The 19,542-nt window shown below is 59.8% G+C and carries 22 protein-coding genes; 13 read left to right on the top strand and 9 right to left on the bottom strand.

Translation table 11 applies throughout. The features are described from left to right. A partial coding sequence (locus DXY16_RS04005; protein WP_305791104.1) for a sigma factor-like helix-turn-helix DNA-binding protein occupies positions 1-162 on the top strand: 162 nt, incomplete at its 5' end. A gap of 182 nt (positions 163-344) precedes the next feature. Here the strand turns inward: DXY16_RS04005 and DXY16_RS04000 are convergent. Both DXY16_RS04000 and DXY16_RS03995 read right to left on the bottom strand, forming a co-directional pair. After that, on the bottom strand, positions 345-824 hold the full coding sequence (locus DXY16_RS04000) for a hypothetical protein (protein WP_115119706.1): 480 nt from the start codon (positions 822-824) through the stop codon (positions 345-347). Between the two features lie 49 nt (positions 825-873). Further along, positions 874-2,556, bottom strand: coding sequence for an AarF/ABC1/UbiB kinase family protein (locus DXY16_RS03995; RefSeq protein WP_170953832.1), 1,683 nt, complete (start codon positions 2,554-2,556; stop codon positions 874-876). A gap of 105 nt (positions 2,557-2,661) precedes the next feature. Here DXY16_RS03995 and DXY16_RS03990 point away from each other — a divergent pair, with 105 nt between their 5' ends. Both DXY16_RS03990 and DXY16_RS03985 read left to right on the top strand, forming a co-directional pair. Further along, entirely contained in the window at positions 2,662-4,071 is a 1,410-nt protein-coding gene (locus tag DXY16_RS03990; RefSeq protein ID WP_115119744.1) for a lysine decarboxylase, read from the top strand. A gap of 10 nt (positions 4,072-4,081) precedes the next feature. Further along, positions 4,082-4,948: a phosphatidate cytidylyltransferase gene (locus tag DXY16_RS03985; protein ID WP_115119742.1), complete on the top strand. Its 867-nt coding sequence runs from the start codon at positions 4,082-4,084 to the stop codon at positions 4,946-4,948. 8 nt (positions 4,949-4,956) lie between these two features. Here DXY16_RS03985 and DXY16_RS03980 read toward each other — a convergent pair whose 3' ends face one another. The 5 genes from DXY16_RS03980 to DXY16_RS03960 form a co-directional block, all read right to left on the bottom strand. Further along, positions 4,957-5,592 carry a DUF2993 domain-containing protein gene (locus tag DXY16_RS03980; RefSeq protein WP_115119704.1) on the bottom strand — a complete coding sequence of 212 codons (636 nt, stop codon included), beginning with the start codon at positions 5,590-5,592 and terminating at the stop codon, positions 4,957-4,959. A gap of 5 nt (positions 5,593-5,597) precedes the next feature. Then, entirely contained in the window at positions 5,598-6,458 is an 861-nt protein-coding gene (locus DXY16_RS03975; protein WP_115119702.1) for an alpha/beta fold hydrolase, read from the bottom strand. Continuing rightward, positions 6,455-7,594, bottom strand: coding sequence for an iron-containing alcohol dehydrogenase (locus tag DXY16_RS03970; RefSeq protein ID WP_115119700.1), 1,140 nt, complete (start codon positions 7,592-7,594; stop codon positions 6,455-6,457). The genes DXY16_RS03975 and DXY16_RS03970 overlap by 4 nt, the downstream gene beginning before the upstream one ends. A 7-nt stretch (positions 7,595-7,601) precedes the next feature. After that, entirely contained in the window at positions 7,602-10,211 is a 2,610-nt protein-coding gene (locus DXY16_RS03965) for an ATP-dependent Clp protease ATP-binding subunit (protein ID WP_115119698.1), read from the bottom strand. A 202-nt stretch (positions 10,212-10,413) separates the two neighbouring features. Next, positions 10,414-10,866: a GNAT family N-acetyltransferase gene (locus tag DXY16_RS03960; RefSeq protein WP_115119696.1), complete on the bottom strand. Its 453-nt coding sequence runs from the start codon at positions 10,864-10,866 to the stop codon at positions 10,414-10,416. A 79-nt stretch (positions 10,867-10,945) separates the two neighbouring features. Here DXY16_RS03960 and lysA point away from each other — a divergent pair, with 79 nt between their 5' ends. From lysA to bioB, 4 genes are read left to right on the top strand one after another with little or no spacing between them, the layout of a single operon-like run. Beyond that, entirely contained in the window at positions 10,946-12,316 is a 1,371-nt protein-coding gene (lysA, locus tag DXY16_RS03955) for a diaminopimelate decarboxylase (RefSeq protein ID WP_115119740.1), read from the top strand. Between the two features lie 21 nt (positions 12,317-12,337). Continuing rightward, on the top strand, positions 12,338-13,207 hold the full coding sequence (cdaA, locus tag DXY16_RS03950; RefSeq protein WP_115119694.1) for a diadenylate cyclase CdaA: 870 nt from the start codon (positions 12,338-12,340) through the stop codon (positions 13,205-13,207). After that, positions 13,204-14,001, top strand: coding sequence for an isoprenyl transferase (locus DXY16_RS03945; RefSeq protein ID WP_115119692.1), 798 nt, complete (start codon positions 13,204-13,206; stop codon positions 13,999-14,001). Before cdaA ends, DXY16_RS03945 begins: the two co-directional genes overlap by 4 nt. A 20-nt stretch (positions 14,002-14,021) precedes the next feature. Further along, a complete protein-coding gene (bioB, locus tag DXY16_RS03940; protein WP_115119690.1) occupies positions 14,022-15,011 on the top strand; it encodes a biotin synthase BioB in 990 nt (329 codons plus the stop codon). Between the two features lie 77 nt (positions 15,012-15,088). On the opposite strand, the gene DXY16_RS14295 is transcribed toward bioB, so the two are convergent. Beyond that, complete coding sequence (locus DXY16_RS14295; RefSeq protein ID WP_137007015.1) at positions 15,089-15,331, bottom strand: hypothetical protein; 243 nt, start codon at positions 15,329-15,331, stop codon at positions 15,089-15,091. Positions 15,332-15,339: 8 nt separating this feature from the next. Here DXY16_RS14295 and DXY16_RS03935 point away from each other — a divergent pair, with 8 nt between their 5' ends. Genes DXY16_RS03935 through DXY16_RS03915 form a run of 6 tightly spaced genes read left to right on the top strand, consistent with a single transcriptional unit; the run spans position 15,340 to position 18,551 of the window. Further along, positions 15,340-15,594 carry a DUF1651 domain-containing protein gene (locus DXY16_RS03935; protein WP_371410857.1) on the top strand — a complete coding sequence of 85 codons (255 nt, stop codon included), beginning with the start codon at positions 15,340-15,342 and terminating at the stop codon, positions 15,592-15,594. Positions 15,595-15,645: 51 nt separating this feature from the next. Next, entirely contained in the window at positions 15,646-15,804 is a 159-nt protein-coding gene (locus DXY16_RS14610; RefSeq protein WP_170953831.1) for a hypothetical protein, read from the top strand. Positions 15,805-15,808: 4 nt separating this feature from the next. After that, positions 15,809-16,021, top strand: coding sequence for a hypothetical protein (locus DXY16_RS14290; protein WP_137007014.1), 213 nt, complete (start codon positions 15,809-15,811; stop codon positions 16,019-16,021). Further along, complete coding sequence (locus DXY16_RS03925) at positions 16,018-17,046, top strand: rhodanese-related sulfurtransferase (protein ID WP_115119686.1); 1,029 nt, start codon at positions 16,018-16,020, stop codon at positions 17,044-17,046. The genes DXY16_RS14290 and DXY16_RS03925 overlap by 4 nt, the downstream gene beginning before the upstream one ends. Next, positions 17,043-18,035, top strand: a complete 993-nt coding sequence (locus tag DXY16_RS03920; RefSeq protein ID WP_115119684.1) for a DUF952 domain-containing protein — start codon at positions 17,043-17,045, stop codon at positions 18,033-18,035. The genes DXY16_RS03925 and DXY16_RS03920 overlap by 4 nt, the downstream gene beginning before the upstream one ends. Before the next feature lie 3 nt (positions 18,036-18,038). After that, positions 18,039-18,551, top strand: a complete 513-nt coding sequence (locus DXY16_RS03915) for a hypothetical protein (protein WP_115119736.1) — start codon at positions 18,039-18,041, stop codon at positions 18,549-18,551. Positions 18,552-18,599: 48 nt separating this feature from the next. Here DXY16_RS03915 and lipA read toward each other — a convergent pair whose 3' ends face one another. Beyond that, a complete protein-coding gene (gene lipA / locus DXY16_RS03910) occupies positions 18,600-19,535 on the bottom strand; it encodes a lipoyl synthase (protein WP_115119682.1) in 936 nt (311 codons plus the stop codon). Positions 19,536-19,542: the final 7 nt, after the last annotated feature.

Below are 19,542 nucleotides of genomic sequence, written 5' to 3'. Positions count from 1 at the left end.
TTGCGGATGCGCTATGGGATGACGGGGGAGGACCCGATGAGCCTCACCGGCATCGCTAAGTCCCTGAAGATGAGTCGAGATCGCACCCGGCGTCTCGAGCGCGAGGGTCTTGAAATGCTGCGTCATAGGGATGCACAGCTTGAGGCCTATGTGGCCATCTGAGCCATGCGCCCAACCTGCAGTCTCGAGAGATTTTGGGCTTGATTTGTAAGCGTTTTGTTTGAGGCCTTTGTTGGATCTCTTGTTAAACGCTGGTTCAGATTGCGGCAATCGCAGCAGCTGTTGCTTTGGTGATCACCGGCTCACGACATCTGAATCACTCAGCGCCACACCTCTCGCTGGTTTCAGAAGAACTCGTCAAAATTGTCGAAGTCAACAGCCTTGAAGGTTCCAGCCTCCACCTGCTTCATCAGGCCTTCAAGCTGAGTCCAAAGGGCTCCTCCTGTTAGCAGAGATAACAATAATGCGACCAGAAATGCGGCGCCGGAAGCAAATCCGAACACCTGCAGAGAGCCGCCGATGAACAGCGTCACTCCGATCACGATGCCTGCATAGCTGCTGGTGGTTTCGAATCGGCCGAGGGGGAGTAATGGCAGTCGGTCGTTTTTCCAACCATTGAGCCGATCTTTGATCAGTTGCGCGAAGGTGAGACCACACACCACCCCAATCGCAAGCCCCAGGCCTGCTAGCAAATACGGGGGCTGACTTATCCTGGCGTATTCGAGAAAGATCTCGTCAGCATTGAGATCTCCGAACAAGCCGGAGTAGGTATCAAGATCAGCTTGCTGGAGGTCAACGGGCGCGAAATCTGGCGCGAGTGCCATGGCTAGGAGGCTCCGTTGAACGGCAGAACAACGATCGACCTTAAAGGACTCATGCCGCCGCCAGAGGGTTCAGACGCTGAAGCATGGTCTCGGCCATCTTGACTGGTGCGAAGGTTCTGCCAAGCATCGATCCCAGGGCGCGCAGATCACTGGTACTGAGGCGATCGTCCTTAATCAGGGTGAGCAGGAGGCGCCGGCGCAGATCGCTGCCATCTTTGCCAAGCAGCAGTTTTAGTCCCGCCCCAGCGACTGGGATGAGCTCTAGCCCAGGTGAGGTTCCACTGTCTCCAACCACCTGAAGCAGGCTCTCCAAGCGTTCGATCCGCAGTTGGCCCTGTTGATCGAAGATCACCTCCAGGAGCTTCTCTCGCATTTCTCGGGTGTCTCCCGCTAAGAGCCGCTTGGCCACATAGGGATAGGCCACTGCAATGATCCTGAAGTCAGGGTCCAGCCGCAGGGCAAGACCCTCCTGGCTCACGACGGCACGGATGATGAGGGCGAAGCGAGCTGGCACCCGGAAGGGGTAGTCGTACATCAGCTCTGAGAAGCGGTCGGTGATCGCCTTGAAGTTGAACGAACCGACGGAATCACCAAGGCTGCCGCCTAAAACCTCCTCAAGCGCCGGCACAATCGGTGCGAGGTCGGCATGGGGCAGAAGGAATCCCAGTTGTTGGAAGTCTCGGGCAAGGGCTTCAAATTCTCTGTTGATCAGATGCACGACAGCCCCGGTGAGCGTGAGCCTGTCGGTATCGCTGATTGAGTCCATCATTCCGAAATCCACATAGGCCACGTGGCCTAGTTCGCCGGTCCGACCGCTGAGTGCGAACAGATTGCCGGGGTGGGGATCGGCATGGAAATAGCCGAACTCCAGCAACTGCTGCAGTCCACTAATCACGCCAGTGCGGATCAGAGCACTTGGGTCCAGGCGTTGAGCACGTAGTTCCTGGCGATCGCGCAGTTTGGTGCCGTGAATCCAGCTTGTGGTCAGCACCCGTCGTGAGGTGAGCATCCTCTCCACCCGCGGGATCGTCACTGCAGGGTTGTCGGCAAACAGACCAGCGAATCGCTCGGCATTGGCTGCTTCACGTTCGTAGTCGATCTCCTCGAAAAGACTGCGACCAAATTCATCGATAATCTCCCCGAGCCCAAAGCCGAGGTTGAGCGGCAGGAAGGGGGCAGTGAGGACGGCGAGACTGCGGATCAGCACCATGTCGCGCCGAAGGATGAAGGCGAGATTCGGTCGTTGGACCTTCACAGCTACCCAGTGCTGGCCGTGGAGTCGAGCCCGGTACACCTGGCCAAGACTGGCTGCGGCCATGGGCTGATCAGGGAACTGTTCGAACAGTTGCTCCACAGGAGCGCCGAGTTCCTCCTGAATGGTGGCAAGCGCCACGGCATGGTCGAAGGCGGGCAGATCGTCCTGCAGGCGGGTGAGTTCCTCCAGCCAGTCCCTCCGGATCAGATCCGGTCGAGTCGAGAGAGCCTGCCCGACCTTGATGAAGCATGGCCCCAGGTTGGTCAGGGTGCGCAGCAGCGTTCGCGCCAGTTTTCGCTGCACTTCTGGATCTTTGCTGTTCCCTCGGATCAGCAGGCTCAGCATCAGCCCAAGCAATGCCCAGGTGATGTGCAGAATCCTGGGGAGTGCAACCCAAGGCCTGAACAGTAGCCACCGACTGTCGCGTCCGGGTTGGTAGCGCAGAGAAGCACTCTGCTGGTCGGCGCTGCCTGCCATGCCGTTGGGGAGTGAAGGCCACGAATCTAGGCAGCAGTTGAGAAGCACTGGTCGTGCTGATCAATGATGGAACGAACCGGCGAACCGGCTTTGGACACGCCTTTGATGCCGCTGTTGCGTCCACGCCGGGGGCTGTTGCGTCCAGGTCGGGGACGGTGGCTGCATTTGCCCGCCCACGGAGGTGGGCCTGGATTGCCTGCTGCGATGCGGCGTTTGCTCTCTGGTCGCCCTGGCGTTTGGGATTTGCCCGAGCTTCCCGCAATTGGTGGTCCTTTATTAGAGAACGGCGCCGTAGCCGCCAGCCAGCACGCGGCGGCGGCGGCTTACGGCGTTGACAGGTGTTGGTATGGAGTGAACGGCGCCACTGGCATGCTCCAGGCCGCGGTGTTGGCGATGGCCCAGCCTGGTCAGGCGCTTTTGATGCCACGCAACAGTCATCGCAGCTTGATCCAGGCGTGCGCTCTGGGGGGCATCACCCCGGTGTTGTTTGACCTGCCATTCCTTGTCGATCGCGGTCATGTGGCCGCTGTCGATGCCGTTTGGCTGGAACGTGTGCTCGCTGTCGTCGAGGCCGAAGGGCACCAGGTTTCCGGTGCCGTTCTGGTGCAACCCACTTATCACGGCTATGCCGTCGATCCCGGCCCCCTGGTTGCTCTTCTCCATCAACGTCAGTTGCCGGTGTTGGTGGATGAAGCGCACGGAGCCCATTTCCTGCCCGGGATTGACCCGCACCTTCCTGGTTCTGCCGTTCACGCTGGCGCTGACCTGGTGGTGCATTCCCTGCACAAATCCTCCACTGGCCTCGGTCAGACGGCCGTGCTCTGGCATCAGGGCGGACGCATCCCAATCGAGGCCCTGCAGCGCAGCCTCAGTTGGTTGCAGACCACCAGCCCTAGTGCTTTGTTGCTGGCCTCCTGTGAAGCGGCTCTTGCTGATTGGCAGACCCTGGATGGACGTCGACGGTTGAAGCATTTGCTCCATCAGGCCAGAGGCCTGCATGCGCGCCTGCGTCAGCAGCAGCTTCCTCTGCTCGCCACCACAGATCCCCTGAGGCTGATCTGGCATACCGGCGCTGCAGGCATCAGTGGCCTTGACGCTGACGCCTGGTTGATGCCGAGAGGGCTGGTGGCGGAGTTGCCGGAACCAGGCTGCCTCACCTTCTGTCTCGGGATGACCACCCGGCCCCGCCTTGCAGCTGAGATGCTGCGTCAATGGCGCGCATTGAAGGCCTCGCAGCCTTTTGAGAAAGCCCTGCCTCCTTTCACACCGCCACCCTTACCCCTGGTGGCGTCTCCGGACATGGCCTGCGGCAAAGCCTGGTGTGCTCCTTGTCAGCAGCTTCCTTGGGCTGATGCTGTGGGCGCGATCGCTGCTGAGATGGTTTGCCCTTATCCCCCGGGCATTCCTCTGCTTGTTCCGGGCGAGCGGCTTGATGTGTCCCGCGTGAACTGGATCGAGCAGCAGCGTCGCTTTTGGCCGGATCAGATCAGCAGTAGGGTAAGGATTGTGGCCTGAAGGTCAGGCGATGCAGAGCGTTTCCCGGCAGCGCCTGGTCAGCGGTCTTGCAGCCGGCCTGTTCGGATTGGTGGTTGTAGGCCTTGGCGGCTGGTGGTTCACCGTGGCCCTTGGCGTGATCGTGCATCTTGGCTTGCTGGAATTCTTCCGCATGGCTCAGTGCACGGGCATTCGGCCTGCCACCAAAACCACTTTGGTGGCCTGTCAGCTGTTGCTGATCAGCACCCAGTGGGATCTCACCGGCGGCCTGCCCTCCCATCTGGCGTCAGCCGTGCTGCCGCTATCAGGCGCTGCGATCTGCGGTTGGTTGTTGTTGCAGCCGGTCACCGGTTCGATTGCCGACATCGCGGCATCGATCTTCGGCCTGTTCTATCTGGGATACCTGCCCAGTCACTGGCTTCGTTTGCGTCAGCTCGGTAGCCCTGAGCTCCTTCCACATGGTCCTGCCTGGTTGTCAGCCGGTCTTGTCATCACCCTGATGGCCTGCTTGATGATCGTTGCTAGCGACATCGGGTCCTATTTGATCGGTCGTCGCTTTGGTCGGCTGCCCCTGTCTCCGATTTCGCCTGGCAAAACAGTGGAAGGAGCTCTTGGCGGGATGCTGGCAGCAGTGGCTGTGGGCATCACCTTTGCCCTCTGGATGCACTGGCCATGGGCTGTCTTCTCCGGTGGCTTGCTCGGGGCACTTGTGGCGTTGTTCGCCTTAGTGGGTGATCTCACCGAGTCGATGATGAAACGAGATGCTGGGCTGAAGGATTCAGGCGATGCTCTACCGGGTCATGGCGGCATCCTTGATCGGATCGATAGCTATCTGTTCACGCCCGCCGTGGTGTACTACGCTGTCACGTTGTTGTTACCGCAGTTGCCTTACGGATAAGGCCATATTCAGGGTGTGACGGTGGCCCCGCCATTGAGGTGTAGCTGGCCTGCTTTGAGATCAGCAGCTTCGATCGTGATCTTTTGATCCATCGGCAGTAGCACCTCTCCTTCCGCCTCAATCCTGCAGATGCGCACTGTGCCGTTGGCGGCATCGAGCCGAAAGCGCTTGCTCACCACTTCCCCCGCATTGCTCACCGGGGCGGTGAGCACCAGGATGTCATTGTCGATCTCCAGGCCGCCCAGGGTGGAGAGCCCCATTAACTGCTCCGCGAGCCAGTCCCCAAGCCAGCGCCAGCGTTCGGTGAGCAAGGCACGGTTGAGATCAACGCCGCGCATGGTCACGGCACCCGTCAGCTGAAAATCGTGTTTCAGTTGGAGGATCTGACCGGGTTGGGCGGGGTTGAGGTTGAGGCTCAGTGGTCCGCTCCGTAGTTCAGCGTGATGGATCGGAAGCCCCTGAAAGGTCACCAGACGCCCTTCCAGTTCTACGCCGTTCAACTTGCCCTTCAGCAGCTGAAGAGCGGACCCGTTGAGCAACAGATTGAGATCCCCGACCTCGTCACACTGGCTGCGGATCCATAGGTTCAGGCCATTGGCCAGAAACTGCAGGATGGGCCCTGAGCTGGAAGCCTTTTCGCTCATGCTGACTATTCCATCACGTTCCAGCGCTGGGCCACCAATTCAGCTTGATCGAGATGGGGCAGATGTCCACAGGCTGCAACCTCTTCAAGCCGTGTCCCCAGCAGCTCTTGCGCCGCCTGCTTTTGTGGTGCTCTCAAGATGCGATCCTGCTGGCCCCAGAGCACATGCAGCGGCTGGGAGGGCAGCGGCTCACCACAACCTGCGAAGCCACCACTACGGGCGAATGCCGCTAAGGAACGCCCCCAGCCGGGCACCTGGAGGTGAAGGGAAGCGATCTGCACTTCCGGAGCGCCAACACTGCTGGCAGGGTCGGCGAAGGCCTGACGGCATAGCCCCTTACGGACTCCCTGGCGGCCAAGGAACCACACTCCGAGTTGATCAAGACCAGGTGGCAATGGCCTTGGTGTTCCGTCTAGGCCTGCAGGAGAGAGCAGGAGCAATCGGCCAATCCGCTCAGGATGGCGTCGTGCCAGTTCCATCGCGACTGCTCCTCCCATCGAGGCGCCGATGATGCCGATCGGGTCACTGCTGGGAAGCTTTTCGAGCAGATGGCCCAGATGGTCGAGCACCTCTTCTGGTCCAACGGCTGCGTGGTCGTGCCTCGGGCAGAAGCCAAAGCCATAGAGATCGGGAATGATCAGGCTGTAGCGATCGCGCAGCAGGGGCACCAGACGCCGGAATTCAAGATGGCTGCTGTCAAATCCATGCAGGAGCAGAACCGGCATGCCGCTGCCGAGTCGCACCACTGGATACTGATCGGGGATCGGACCACTTAGCTCCCACCACTCCAAACCGTCCAGTAGTGCTCGAGCCTGGGGATCTAGCAATGTGGTGGCGGCGTCTTTGAGAAGCTGCCGGTTGCTCAAGCCTGACTCTCCATTGGCTGACGATGCGTGTCGTGGGCTTCAGTTTCCATGCTCACCAAGGCCTCGAGCAAGTCGCTGTCGCTGACAGTGAAGGGAAGGTGGTGGAGGTCCGATCCGGGTCGGCAGGCAAAGCAACAGGCCGCTTGCAGTTGGTCCAGACCAGCCTTGCCGAGCCCGAGATCCTTCAGAGTGACCGGCAGCTGAAGCGTTTGGAGGAGCGGCAGCAACTGTCTTCGCGCTTGGGCTGCGAGTTGATTACCGCCCAAGCGTTCCTCCAGACGAAGTTGCACCAGGATTCCGAAGCCCACCTTTTCGCCGTGGAGCACCCCATGACAGGCCATCAGTTGGGTGAGACCGTTATGGACAGCGTGGGCAGCAACCGTGCGGCATTGGGCTCCACCTAGACCGCCGATCAGACCAGCGGTGAGGGCGCAGGCTTCGGCGACACGGACCCATGCCTCACTTCCAGGGTTCTTGAGGGCGTCCTCGGCATCCAGTAGCAGCTGATCGCGCAGCACTCTGGCCATCTGTACCGCCTGTTGGATCATGCCGTCACTGCTGGACCCACTGCTAACAGAGGCCTCATACCACTTGGCCAGGGCATCGGCGACCCCGCTAGCAAGGGTTCGGCTCGGGGCCTGTCGCACCAGGTTGTGGTCAAAAATGAGTAGATCCGGGCAGCGATGAAGGCTGACATCGCCGCGGAAGGCTCCCTCTCTGGAATAGAGATTGGCAAGGGCGGTCCAACCGGCACAGGTGGCAGCGCTCAGCGGCACGGTGATACAGACGATGCCGAGGCGATCGGCCAGAAGCTTGCCGGCGTCGAGAACTTTGCCTCCTCCTGCTGCGATCACCGCGTCGCAGCGATTGATCGTGAGCTGCTCCTGAAGCTGCTTCAGATCCTCTTCGCAGCAGTCGTGTTCGAGGGTCAACTCGACCGGCTCAAGCCCCTGCGAGCGCAAATCAAGATTGAGTTCTTGGCGCAGATGTTGTGTGGCTTGACTGCGACCGAGCAGGGCAGGATGCTTGCAGAGATCAGAAATCAGCGGCAAACCTTCCTGCCAGGCGGATTGTCCGCGGATCACCTGGGCAGGAGCGATGGCCTGCATGGAGCAGGCTGATGGTTGGAGCTGCATCGTTGGCTCAGAGGCCGGCGCTGGCCAGTTCAGGGGTGACTGGTGTTGCTGCATTGCGGTGACGCACGACCACCTTCTTGTCGGCATCGACATCGACTTCGACGCAGTCTCCATCCTTAATGCGTCCAGAAAGCACCTCTTCGGCAAGGCTGTCTTCCAGAAGGCGCATCACAGCACGGCGTAGGGGACGGGCTCCATAGGCGGGGTTGAAGCCCTCCTCAACGAGACGTTCCTTGAAGGCGTCGGACACCGTGAGCGTGATGCCTTTTTCGCCAATGCGTGAGAACACCTCCCGCAGCATAATTTCGGCAATCTGCTTCACCTCTTCACGGTTGAGCTGACGGAAGACGATGATCTCGTCGAGACGGTTGAGGAATTCGGGACGGAAGTACTGCTTGAGTTCTTCATTCACCAGTGAGCGGATGCGGTTGTACTGGTTCTCTTCGGCGTTTTCACCTGAGAACTCGAAGCCAAGGCCGCCGCCGCCTTTCTCAATCACTTTCGAACCGATGTTCGACGTCATGATCACAAGCGTGTTCTTGAAATCGACTGTGCGGCCTTTGGAATCGGTCAGTCGGCCGTCTTCCAGAAGCTGCAGCAGCAGGTTGAACACATCAGGATGGGCTTTCTCGATTTCATCGAAGAGAACAACGGTGTAGGGGCGGCGACGCACGGCCTCAGTGAGTTGTCCACCCTCGTTGAATCCGACGTAGCCAGGAGGGGATCCAATCAGCTTGCTGACGGTGTGGCGCTCCATGAATTCGGACATGTCGAGGCGGATCATTGCCTCCTCGCTTCCAAAGAAGTAGGTGGCCAGCGCCTTGGTGAGTTCAGTTTTTCCGACCCCCGTGGGTCCGGAGAAAATGAAACTTGCAATGGGGCGATTGGGATTTTTGAGGCCTACCCGGGCCCGACGGATCGCTTTCGACACCGCTTTGACTGCTTCGTCTTGGCCGATTAGACGCTTGTGGAGTGTGTCCTCCATGTTGAGCAGCTTCACCGATTCACTTTCGGTGAGTTTCTGCACAGGGACACCGGTCCAGGACGCCACGATTTGGGCAATATCCTCCTCATCCACCACTGGGGTGGTGAGTTCCGTTGCCTGAGCTTCAGTGCTGTCGACCGGGGCGAGTGGCTCTGCCGTCACAACACCAGTCGTGCTCGCTGAGGTCTCTACGGCTGTGCCAGAGGGTTCGCCTTCACTGCTGACGTTCTCAGCTGCATCGCGGTTGGTTTGCAGCAGGCTGCGGATCTGTTCGCGCAGTTCAACTTCCTTATCTCTCAGTTCACCGGCACGGGTGAAATCCTGTTCACGCACTGCTTGTTCTTTGTCCTTTTGCACAGCGCGGAGTTCCTTATCCACCTCTTTGGCTGCGGGGGGGAGCTTGGAATTGAGCAGGCGTACACGGCTTCCAGCTTCATCGATCAAGTCGATGGCCTTGTCGGGAAGGAAACGGTCGGAGATGTACCGGTCGCCCAACGTGGCGGCTGCCTCCAGGGCTTCATCTGTGATCTTGAGACGGTGATGTTGTTCATATCGCTCCCGCAGGCCGCGCAAGATCTCGATCGTGTCTTCGATCGAAGGCTCTCCCACATTCACAGGCTGGAAGCGTCGTTCCAGGGCAGCATCCCGTTCAATGTGCTTGCGGTATTCATCCAGTGTGGTGGCACCGATGCATTGCAGTTCACCTCGGGCCAGAGCCGGTTTGAGGATGTTGGCAGCATCGATCGCCCCCTCGGCGGCACCGGCGCCAATCAGGGTGTGAACCTCATCGATCACCAGGATCACGTTTCCGGCAGACTTGATCTCCTCCATGATCTTTTTGAGACGCTCTTCGAACTCGCCGCGATATTTGGTGCCGGCCACCAGCAAGCCAATATCGAGAGTGAGAACACGTTTCTCTTCAAGAATGTCAGGAATGTCGCCCTGTTGAATCCGTTGGGCTAATCCTTCTGCGATGGCTGTCTTGCCTACGCCGGGCTCGCCAATCAACACAGGATTGTTTTTGGTGCGACGGCCCAGGATTTGAATCACGCGGTCAATTTCATTCTGACGACCAACGACAGGGTCAAGCTTGCCCTCTCCAGCTAATTGGGTGAGGTTGCTGCCGAATTCATCAAGAGTTGGAGTTTTTGTCGAACCTTTACTGCCACTGCTGCCCGTCCCAGCACCCACTTCGGCGGTTTCGCCGAGCATGCGGATGACCTGAGTGCGCACCTTGGCGAGGTCGACGCCAAGATTTTCGAGCACCCTTGCCGCGACACCCTCACCTTCTCGAATCAGGCCAAGCAGCAGATGCTCGGTACCGATGTAGTTGTGGCCCAGCTGACGTGCTTCTTCGAGTGACAGCTCAAGGACCCGCTTCGCTCTTGGTGTGAAGGGGATCTCAACGGCCACAAAGCCGGAACCGCGACCGATGATTTTCTCGACTTCGACCCGGGCATCCTTGAGATTGACGCCCATTGACTTGAGCACCTTGGCGGCAACACCAGTGCCTTCACCAATCAGGCCGAGCAGAATTTGCTCTGTTCCAACAAAATTGTGCCCCAGGCGGCGGGCCTCCTCTTGGGCCAGCATGATCACCTTGATGGCCTTCTCGGTAAACCGCTCGAACATCGTCCAGGCCGGAAGTAGATAGAACTAACTTATCAGGACCGGAGCAGGATTGTGGCAAATGGCTTCGCTTGACCACATCCCTTTCCAGTAGCGGGGTTGGCTCAGGCAAAAGTATCAATCAAGCCATTCAAATTGACGGTGATTTCTATCGCTCAGGCCGGTTATCCGCACCGAAAATCAGCGGTCACTTGCCGCGTGCCTTTCAGGTCAGACTTCTCCACTGAATCAGGGCATCCCGTCCGTCGCTGTAGTAGCCGCGACGGCTTCCGCAGCTCAAGAAGCCGCAGCGTTGATAAAGCGCCAGAGCTGCCAAGTTGCAGCTGGCGACCTCCAGCGTTGCACTGACTGCACCGGCCCTGCGTGCCTGATCAAGCAAAGCACTGAGAACAGTTTTTCCCAAGCCACGTTTGCGTTGGCTGGATGTCACGGCCAAGGCGGTGATCTGTAGTTCATCCACCACCAGCCAACCGCAGGCGAGGGCCGCTAGCCGCCCCCCTGCCCGGATGCCGAGACAGAGGCGATCACTGGATTCCAGTTCACGTTGCCACTGGCGTTCTGTCCACAGTCCATCCAGGGCCTCGCTATCGAGCAGTAGGCAAGCCTCCAGATCCTCAGGCCCCAACGCAAAGGGTGCAGCGTTCAACTCCATAGACATGGCGCGGCGTCCAGCTCGTTGTGGGATTGATCGCGTCGCTTCCTACATTGACCTTCAAGCCTGCCCATGTCTGAGCTCCATGCCCCAATCTTTCGAGTCCGGCTGTGATCCGCTCAGTCCAAATCGCAACCTGGCCCCGGTGACTGCCAGAATTGATGACCAGGGCTGCATGACGGTGGGTGGCTGTCGCCTCAGCGACCTGGCTCAGCGGTATGGAACGCCTCTGTATGTGCTTGATGAAGAGGGGATTCGGGCCGCGTGTTGCGCGTATCGCACCGCCCTTGAACGTCATTACCCTGGCCCATCCTTGGCTGTGTATGCATCCAAAGCCAACAGCTCCTTGGCGATGACGGCAATCGCTGCTTCGGAGGGCCTCGGGCTGGATGCTGTCTCTGCCGGCGAGCTGCTTACCGCCCTTCAGGGGGGCATGCCCGCTGAGCGGATCGTTCTGCACGGCAATAACAAATCCGATGACGAACTTCTGCTGGCCTACCGGAGCGGAGTCATGATCGTGGCGGACAACCAGCACGATCTCGACCGATTGGAGGCGCTGATCCCGGCTGGTTCCCCCCCCGCGCAGCTGATGCTGCGTTTCACACCAGGGATCGAATGCCATACCCACGAGTACATCCGAACCGGGCATCTCGATAGCAAGTTCGGCTTTGATCCGGATCAGCTTGAGCCAGTGCTGCGTCGGCTCAAGACCTGTGCCTGGGCATGCGTCACCGGTTTGCATGCCCACATCGGCTCTCAGATTTTTGAGTTGAATCCCCATCGTGATCTTGCGGCAGTGATGGCGGATGCCCTGCAGCTTGCCCTTGAGCTGGGTCATCCCATTCGAGACCTCAATGTCGGCGGTGGACTGGGCATCCGTTATGTGCAGTCAGACGACCCCCCGACGATTGATGCCTGGATTCAGGTCGTGGCTGAGGCTGTGGTGAAGGCCTGCCGTGAGCGTGACCTTGCCCTGCCCCGTCTCCTCTGTGAGCCGGGTCGATCGTTGGTGGCGAGCTCAGGTGTCACCCTCTACAAGCTCGGTTCTCGTAAGGAGGTGCCGGGAGTACGCACCTATATCTCCGTGGATGGCGGCATGAGCGACAACCCCAGGCCGATCACGTATCAGTCTCTCTATACAGCCTTCCTGGCGGATCGCCCCCAGGCGGAGGCCACCGAATCAATCACCCTGGCCGGCAAGCATTGTGAATCTGGCGACGTGTTGCTCAAAGATTTGGCCCTCCCCCCCAGCGTCAGTGGCGACGTGCTTGTGGTGCTGGCCACCGGCGCCTACAACGCTTCGATGAGCTCCAACTACAACCGTATTCCCCGTCCTGCTGCAGTGCTCGTCCATGACGGCATCGCCGATGTGATTCAGCGAAGGGAATCGTCGGAGGATCTTTTGCGCTACGACAATCTGCCCACTCGCCTCAATCCGAGGGTGTCGGTAGGCTAAGAGCACCATCGGGGTGAAGGAGTGAGCTGGCCGGATTGGTTTGAACCGCGCCTGCTTGATGTTCTTCTTGCTTCTGCCCTCGGCTTTCTGCTCTTCTCTCGCATCAGTGAGCAGCGTTCGCTTTGGTTGTTGCGCGGCTACCTCCTGCTGGTGGCCTTGGCTTGGGTGTTCAAAGGGGTGCTTCTCGTCTCTGACACCCCTCTCCTCCCCCTCACCGCAGCCCTGATCGAGGCCTTGGTCCTGGCTTGTTCACTGTCCCTGGCGATTCTCTGGCAAGGGGAACTACGCCGGCTGATGGAGCTGTTGGGCACGTGGCGTCTGGATGTCCTTCTCGCCAATCCCGCCAGCAAATTGCGGGTGAAGGCCGGCACTGTCGTCCAGCTCACCGACGCGGCTGGTCGCCTCTCCCAGAGCCGGCGCGGAGCTTTAATCGTTGTGGACCTTGGCAGTGATCTGCGTCCGGAAGATTTCCTCAATCCAGGCGTGACGATTGATGCGCACCTCAGTAGTGAACTGATCCTCAATCTGTTCGCATCTGATACCCCTCTCCACGATGGTGCTGTGGTGGTGAAGGGAAACCGGATCGTGGCCGCCGGTGTGATCCTGCCTCTGTCTCGACAGGGCCATAGTCGCTATGGCACGCGTCATTTGGCCGCACTCGGAATCACTGAGCGATTCGATCGATGTATCTGTGTTGTTGTGTCTGAGGAGACCGGAACCCTCTCTTTGGCCAATCATGGTCGGTTGGAACGACCGATCACAAGTAGCCGTCTCCAGGGGTTGCTGACCGAGTTGATGGGCGTCACACCAGCGGTGTCAGCACCCACCGCTGCTTCATCTGGGGCATCTGGGCGTAGCGTGTCCGTTGCCAATCAGGACATCGTTTCGTGAGCCGTCGTCTGGCTTCTGCTTCTAACGATTCGATCGGCAAGGTTTGTCCGGCTGAGCTCGACCCCACCTGTCTGCCGGCCCATGTCGCGGTGATCATGGATGGCAATGGGCGCTGGGCCCAAGCCCGTGGGCTCCCCAGGGTGATGGGACACCGTGCCGGAGTTGAGGCGCTGAAGTCGACCTTGCGTCTTTGCAGCGACTGGGGGGTTAAGGCCCTGACCGCCTATGCCTTTTCCACTGAGAACTGGTCTCGCCCTGGCGATGAAGTCAATTTCCTGATGACGTTGTTTGAGCGTGTGCTCCAGCGGGAACTGCAGGGCCTGGAAGCAGAACAGGTGCGGATTCGCTTTCTCGGTGACCTTCAAGCGCTTCCCGAGAAGCTGCAAGACCTGATTGCTGACGCCACCGCACGCACGGCAGCTAACACCGGCATTCACTTCAATGTCTGCACCAATTACGGCGGTCGGCGCGAACTGGTTTTGGCCGCTCAGGCCTTGGCTTCTCGGGCAGCACGCGGGGAATTAGATCCAGCCACGATCGACGAGAACACTCTGGCTGCTGAGTTGTACACCGCAGGAGAGCAGGACCCAGACCTCTTAATCCGAACCAGTGGTGAACGACGTATCAGCAATTTCTTGCTCTGGCAGCTGGCCTATGCCGAAATTCACGTCACTGACGTTTTCTGGCCTGATTTCAACCGGGATGCTCTGATGGCGGCTCTAGTGGATTACCAGGGTCGGAAGCGTCGTTTCGGAGGCCTTGAAGCACTAAGGGCCGACGCTCTGGGATCCTGAACAACAGCAGATCGGCGTTGATGACGGATTCGTTTACCTTGCGCCACGACTGGAGCATCGCAGAAATCCAGGCCATTCTTGATGCGCCGCTGATGGATCTGCTCTGGCGGGCGCAGCAGGTGCACCGGCAGGCCAATCCCGGTTATCGCGTGCAGTTGGCGTCCTTGCTCAGCGTCAAGACCGGCGGCTGTGAGGAGGACTGTACCTATTGCCCCCAGTCCATGCACAACAGCAGTGATGTGACGGGCCAGCCTGAATTGGAGGTGGAGCCTGTGCTGGCAAGGGCCCGTGCCGCCAAGCAGGCGGGTGCTGACCGCTTCTGCATGGGCTGGGCCTGGCGCGAAATTCGTGATGGCGCCCCCTTTGAGGCGATGCTGTCGATGGTGCGTGGTGTGCGCGAGATGGGGCTTGAAGCCTGCGTCACCGCCGGCATGCTCACTGATGCCCAGGCCATGCGTCTGGCCGAAGCCGGCCTAACGGCTTACAACCACAATCTCGACACCAGCCCTGAGCACTACGACCGGATCATTACCACCCGCACCTATGAGGAGCGCTTGGAAACACTGCAGCGGGTGCGCAGGGCTGGGGTGACCCTCTGCTGCGGAGGGATCATCGGTATGGGTGAAAGCGACCGTGATCGTGCCTCAATGCTGCAGGTGTTGGCCACGATTGATCCCCATCCCGAGAGCGTGCCCATCAACGCATTGGTGGCTGTGGAGGGAACCCCGTTGGAGGCGCAGACACCTGTGGAGCCTCTTGAGCTGGTGCGAATGGTGGCCACGGCCAGAATCCTGATGCCCCACAGCCGCGTGCGGCTCAGTGCTGGCCGCGAGCAGCTCAGTCAGGAAGCCCAGATTCTCTGCCTTCAGGCTGGCGCTGATTCGATTTTCTATGGAGAGACCCTGCTCACCACCGGCAACCCTGCTGTGGAAGCGGATAAGGCGCTGCTGGCGGCTGCCGGTGTGCAGGCCAGCTGGCAAGCGCAACCAGAAACGCATGCATGCAATTAAGGGCTGAGCAAGCTTGCTCTAGGCATGCTCTCGGTGTTTCCTCATGCCAAGAGGGGGTGTCGCTGTGAGCGGGCAGCTCAACGAGCAAGGATCAGCCAAACTTCATTTCGCGCCTGAGTGTGTCGGCTTTGGTCATTCGCGCCATGCCATTCGTTCATTGGCGTTAAAAACCCCGGCTTCTCGCTGGCCTGTTCGCATGAATCGAATGGTGTTGAAGGAAGTGGGTCACAGCCGATCAAAGCCTCGCCGTTGATGTCTTTGTTCACGTCTATCTGCACAAAACCAGAACCACACCGCGACCGTTGATCCGTCGTTGCCATTGCTGGAGATGTACCACTCACCTGCAAGCTTGATGGAAGGTTGGCTCAGGCACCCACAGTTGAAAGACAATGCGCTCCGCTTCCATCGAGATCCAAAGAGCTGGAACGAAGACGCGATGGTTCTCGTGGATCACGGTAGGGAGATGCCCCATGGTGATCCGGCTTTGCTGAAGACACGCCAAAGCCTGAGATCTTCAGATGCGTTGATTCTCTACAAGCACCTGATGACGATGGGTTGGTCTGAGTCGGAGCCTGTCTGGTAGTGCGATTGACCGGCCTGACTTTTGCGCCATCAGAGACCCCTTGATGTGGCCATGGTCTCCATGGCTTGGGCGGTCTCAACGCTGCCGGATGGAGGGATCACCCATTCGAGGGAGAAGACGAGTGGTCAAAATCGCTTGGATGCAGGCGTGCTGATCGCCATGCCGGTGCAGTCGGACCCAACGTTTCAACGACGTCAGGTGTCTTGCTGAGGCCGTGGGTTCCGTCGTGCTCAATCAGTCGGTCCAGGGCAGCACCGCGGAGCCGCAGACTGGGGGGATGGATGGTCAGTTCCGGCAACGCCTGCAACCCAGCCGAAAGGGCTCGCATGTGTCTACTGCTGGCGCGAATGGTTTGCCGCCACGCCATTTCAGGCGTTCCCTTCCTGTGGCCTGTGGAATTGCTCCGGTCGCATCTCTTGCGGCATGACCAGTACAGAACCCCAAGCCAACAGCAGTGTTCAAGGTCGTGGTGACTCAGGCATCTCAGCCGAGCTTCTCGTCGCCGCCTTCTATGCCTTCACGCCTCTCTCGGAAGCAATGCGATCTCAGCTGCTTGCTGGTCTTCCCAACCTTGCGTCCAGCGGCGGGGTCCGAGGGTCTGTCCTGGTGGCGCTGGAAGGTGTGAATGGAACCATCAGTGGCCCTGAACAGGGTGTCGAGGCCGTGTTGGAGCATCTGCACCAACAGCTTTGCCTGGGTGACGATCATTACGCCCGTCTCGAGGTCAAGCGCAGTTGGTGTTCTCAGCAAGCATTCCGTCGCTTCAAGGCGCGAGGCAAGCGCGAGATCGTCACGATGGGTCGCCCGGAAGTCAGTCCGGCTAACAGCGTGGGGACCTACGTGGAGCCCGAGCAGTGGAATGCCCTGATTGATGATCCCGAAACGTTGGTGATCGACACACGCAATCGCTATGAAGTGTCGATCGGTACGTTCACTGGTGCCGTCGATCCAGGTACAGACACGTTCCGGGAGTTCCCGGACTGGGCGGAGCGTGAGTTACGCCCCTTGATCGAGCAACAGGGGCCGAAGCGCATCGCCATGTTCTGCACCGGCGGCATCCGCTGTGAGAAGGCAAGCAGCTATCTGCAACAGCAGGGCTTTGGCGAAATTCACCATCTGCGCGGTGGCATCTTGAAGTACCTGGAAGAGATCCCCGAAGGGAGTAGTCGTTGGCAAGGCGAGTGCTTTGTCTTTGACCAGCGGGTTGCCCTCAACCATCGCCTCCAGCCAGGGGTGCATCGCCTCTGTCATGCCTGCGGACTTCCGCTCACGCCGGAGGAAAGGAGCCTGAAGAGCTACATCCCAGGGGTGCAGTGCGTCCATTGCATTGATCGCTTCACGGATGCGGATCGTCAGCGCTTTGCTGAACGGCAACGTCAGTTTGATCAGGCCAACGCCAAAGCCAAAGCCAATGCCAACACCAACGCAGACCAGAAGCGCCTCACGCAATGAATTGGCCCGTTCTTTATAGCTTTAGGCGCTGCCCCTATGCGATGCGGGCTCGCTGGGCACTGCTCCATGCCGGGTTGCTGGTTGAGTGGCGTGAAGTCTCCCTGCAAAGCAAACCGGCGTGTCTGCTTGATGCATCGCCGAAAGGCACCGTGCCGGTGCTGATCACGCCGCAGGGCAGGGTGATTGATGAAAGCTTGGCGGTGATGCGCTGGGCGTTGCAGCAGGCCGATCCCTTTGATTGGCTTGGCGCTGGTCTTTCGACTCCGGAACGGGAGGCGATCGATGGGTTAATCGCGACGAACGACGGGCCGTTCAAACACCATCTCGATCGCTTCAAATACACCGATCGCTATCCCGGTGCCAGCCGCGAGCAGCACCAGCACCAAGGGCTGACGATTCTTTTGGATTGGTCCGAGCGCATCGCTGGCGCCGGTTGGCTGGTGGGTGATCGCTGCAGCCTGGCCGATGCGGCTTTGTGGCCCTTTGTGCGCCAGTGGCGAATCGCTGATCCGAAGGGCTTTGCGCAACACCCCCAGCTTGATCCTTTGCGCTGCTGGCTTCAGGCGTTTTTGGATTCCCCCGCCTTCCCTCGACTGATGGAACGGAGCGATCCATGGCAGCCGAGTGATCGCCTCAGACTGTTCCCTGCAGATGCCGCGGCGGTGCCAGTCGATCAGCCTGTGTTTCATCTTGCCCTTGCCCCCGATTGGCAGCAGGCCGAGAGGCTTGGCGTCTATCGCGTGTCAACGCGAGGACTGATGCTTGAGCAGGTGGGCTTTCTTCATGCTTCCACGGCTGATCAGCTCGCCGCTACCTATCGGCGCTTTTACGCCGATGCTGGGGATGTGCTGCAGCTCACGATCGATCCGACCCGCATCCCCTATCCCCTGCGGGCCGATCCAGTCCCCAGTGGTGAGCAGTTTCCCCATCTCTACGGGCCTCTACCGGTGGCGGCGGTGACGGCGGTTTCCCCTTATCCATCCTGCTGAGTGATGGCTTTCCCTTCCCTGGAGCAACTTGAACAGCAGGCCCAGGCGCGGGCGTTGCTACTGCGCCTCCAGGTGGGTCGGCCGGTGGGGCTTTGGTCGTTACGACTGGTTGTCGCCCAGTCCAGCGGCAATGGTCGCGCTCAGCTGCTGGGAGAAATGAAGGCCTGGGCCCACGGCGGTGCCAGGGGGCTCCAACTCGACACCATGCGGGTGCAGCCGCAGGCTCCAGCTGGAGTGGGGGCCTTGGTTTGGGCTGCGACCTTCGCGTGGGCACTGGAGTGCACACCCTGCCGAAAAGCTCGCTTGCTGGCGATTGAAGACGATGCCCGCCAGCACCGCCGTTTGGTCCGCTATTTCCAGGCTCTGGGTTTTACTCCAACCCGCAGGTTGGGAGGCTCTGCGTCTGATCTCCCCTTGCGGTTGATCTGGGGAGGGGCTGGCCAAATGATGGTGGGAGATTGTGACGAGGTCCTGACCAGGGCTCTGAGTCGCTGGGCTGCCTCCGAGTGCGGCTAAAAACCTCACGTCTGATCTCTTCCTCGGGCAGGCGGCTTGTGGAGTGGTTCAGACAGGCGTTGCTGGTCGGTTTGAGGGTTCGGCGGCGTGGTAGCTGCTGCGCACCAGCGGTCCGCTACGCACATGACTGAAGCCGAGAGCTTGTGCCGTGTCTCCCAGGGCGTTGAATTCCTCGGGGTGCCAATAGCGCTGCACCGGTAGATGGGCCAGGGATGGTCTTAGATACTGGCCAATGGTGATCCGCTCACAGCCTGCATCCCGCAGAGCTTTCATCGCGTCTACCACTTCCGCTTCGGTTTCACCAAGGCCAAGCATGAGCCCGCTTTTGGTGGGAATGGTCGGTGCCAGTTCGCGAGCGGTGGAAAGGAGTCCGAGAGAGCGGCTGTAGGTGGCCCCGCGACGTACTTCCCCCTGCAACCGTTCAACCGTTTCCAAGTTGTGGTTGAAGCACACCGGTGCGGCTTCCAGCACGGTGCTCAGCCGTTTGCGCTGTGCTTGCAATCCGGCAGTGAGATCGGAATGGCCACCCCAGAAATCCGGTGTGAGCACTTCGATCTGCACGAGCGGGTTGCGCTGGCGGATTGCTGCCATGGTGGTCGTGAACAACGTGGCCCCGTGGTCGGCGAGGTCGTCGCGGGCAACAGCGGTGAGCACGACGTAGCGAAGGCCCATGCCTTTCACCGCATCGGCGACCCTCTCCGCTTCGAGGGGGTCGAGGGGCATTGGGGCGCGACCCTTCTCCACTTGGCAGAAGGCACAACTGCGGGTGCAGATGGAGCCGCCTAGCAGGAACGTGGCGGTGCCGGCTGCATAGCATTCAGCCCGATTCGGGCATCGCCCTTCCTCGCAGATCGTGTGCAATCCGCCTGCTTTCACCAAACCCTGCACGGTCTCCAATTGGGAGACCGTGCCGATGGGTCGCCTGAGCCATTCCGGCAGACGTTCCTGAGGACGGATCTGGCTGTAGCGGCTGGGCTTGTTCATCGGTGAA

The sequence above is a fragment of the Synechococcus sp. UW105 genome (assembly GCF_900473935.1).
In the GTDB taxonomy this organism is placed as follows: Bacteria; Cyanobacteriota; Cyanobacteriia; order PCC-6307; family Cyanobiaceae; genus Synechococcus_C.
This window is presented reverse-complemented; position numbering and strand designations above follow the sequence as displayed.

Excerpts from the sequence above, each read along its gene's own strand:
- DXY16_RS03915 (WP_115119736.1), top strand. The coding sequence starts at position 18,039 with ATGGCTTTCCCTTCCCTGGAGCAACTTGAACAGCAGGCCCAGGCGCGG.
- DXY16_RS04000 (WP_115119706.1), bottom strand. The coding sequence starts at position 824 with ATGGCACTCGCGCCAGATTTCGCGCCCGTTGACCTCCAGCAAGCTGAT.
- DXY16_RS03920 (WP_115119684.1), top strand. The coding sequence starts at position 17,043 with ATGAATTGGCCCGTTCTTTATAGCTTTAGGCGCTGCCCCTATGCGATG.
- DXY16_RS03990 (WP_115119744.1), top strand. The coding sequence starts at position 2,662 with ATGCCGCTGTTGCGTCCACGCCGGGGGCTGTTGCGTCCAGGTCGGGGA.
- DXY16_RS03925 (WP_115119686.1), top strand. The coding sequence starts at position 16,018 with ATGACCAGTACAGAACCCCAAGCCAACAGCAGTGTTCAAGGTCGTGGT.
- bioB (WP_115119690.1), top strand. The coding sequence starts at position 14,022 with ATGACGGATTCGTTTACCTTGCGCCACGACTGGAGCATCGCAGAAATC.
- lysA (WP_115119740.1), top strand. The coding sequence starts at position 10,946 with ATGCCCCAATCTTTCGAGTCCGGCTGTGATCCGCTCAGTCCAAATCGC.
- DXY16_RS14610 (WP_170953831.1), top strand. The coding sequence starts at position 15,646 with ATGGTCTCCATGGCTTGGGCGGTCTCAACGCTGCCGGATGGAGGGATC.
- DXY16_RS03970 (WP_115119700.1), bottom strand. The coding sequence starts at position 7,594 with ATGCAGCTCCAACCATCAGCCTGCTCCATGCAGGCCATCGCTCCTGCC.
- DXY16_RS03985 (WP_115119742.1), top strand. The coding sequence starts at position 4,082 with ATGCAGAGCGTTTCCCGGCAGCGCCTGGTCAGCGGTCTTGCAGCCGGC.
- DXY16_RS03965 (WP_115119698.1), bottom strand. The coding sequence starts at position 10,211 with ATGTTCGAGCGGTTTACCGAGAAGGCCATCAAGGTGATCATGCTGGCC.
- DXY16_RS03995 (WP_170953832.1), bottom strand. The coding sequence starts at position 2,556 with ATGGCAGGCAGCGCCGACCAGCAGAGTGCTTCTCTGCGCTACCAACCC.
- DXY16_RS03960 (WP_115119696.1), bottom strand. The coding sequence starts at position 10,866 with ATGTCTATGGAGTTGAACGCTGCACCCTTTGCGTTGGGGCCTGAGGAT.
- DXY16_RS03935 (WP_371410857.1), top strand. The coding sequence starts at position 15,340 with ATGTACCACTCACCTGCAAGCTTGATGGAAGGTTGGCTCAGGCACCCA.
- DXY16_RS03980 (WP_115119704.1), bottom strand. The coding sequence starts at position 5,592 with ATGAGCGAAAAGGCTTCCAGCTCAGGGCCCATCCTGCAGTTTCTGGCC.
- DXY16_RS14295 (WP_137007015.1), bottom strand. The coding sequence starts at position 15,331 with ATGGCAACGACGGATCAACGGTCGCGGTGTGGTTCTGGTTTTGTGCAG.
- lipA (WP_115119682.1), bottom strand. The coding sequence starts at position 19,535 with ATGAACAAGCCCAGCCGCTACAGCCAGATCCGTCCTCAGGAACGTCTG.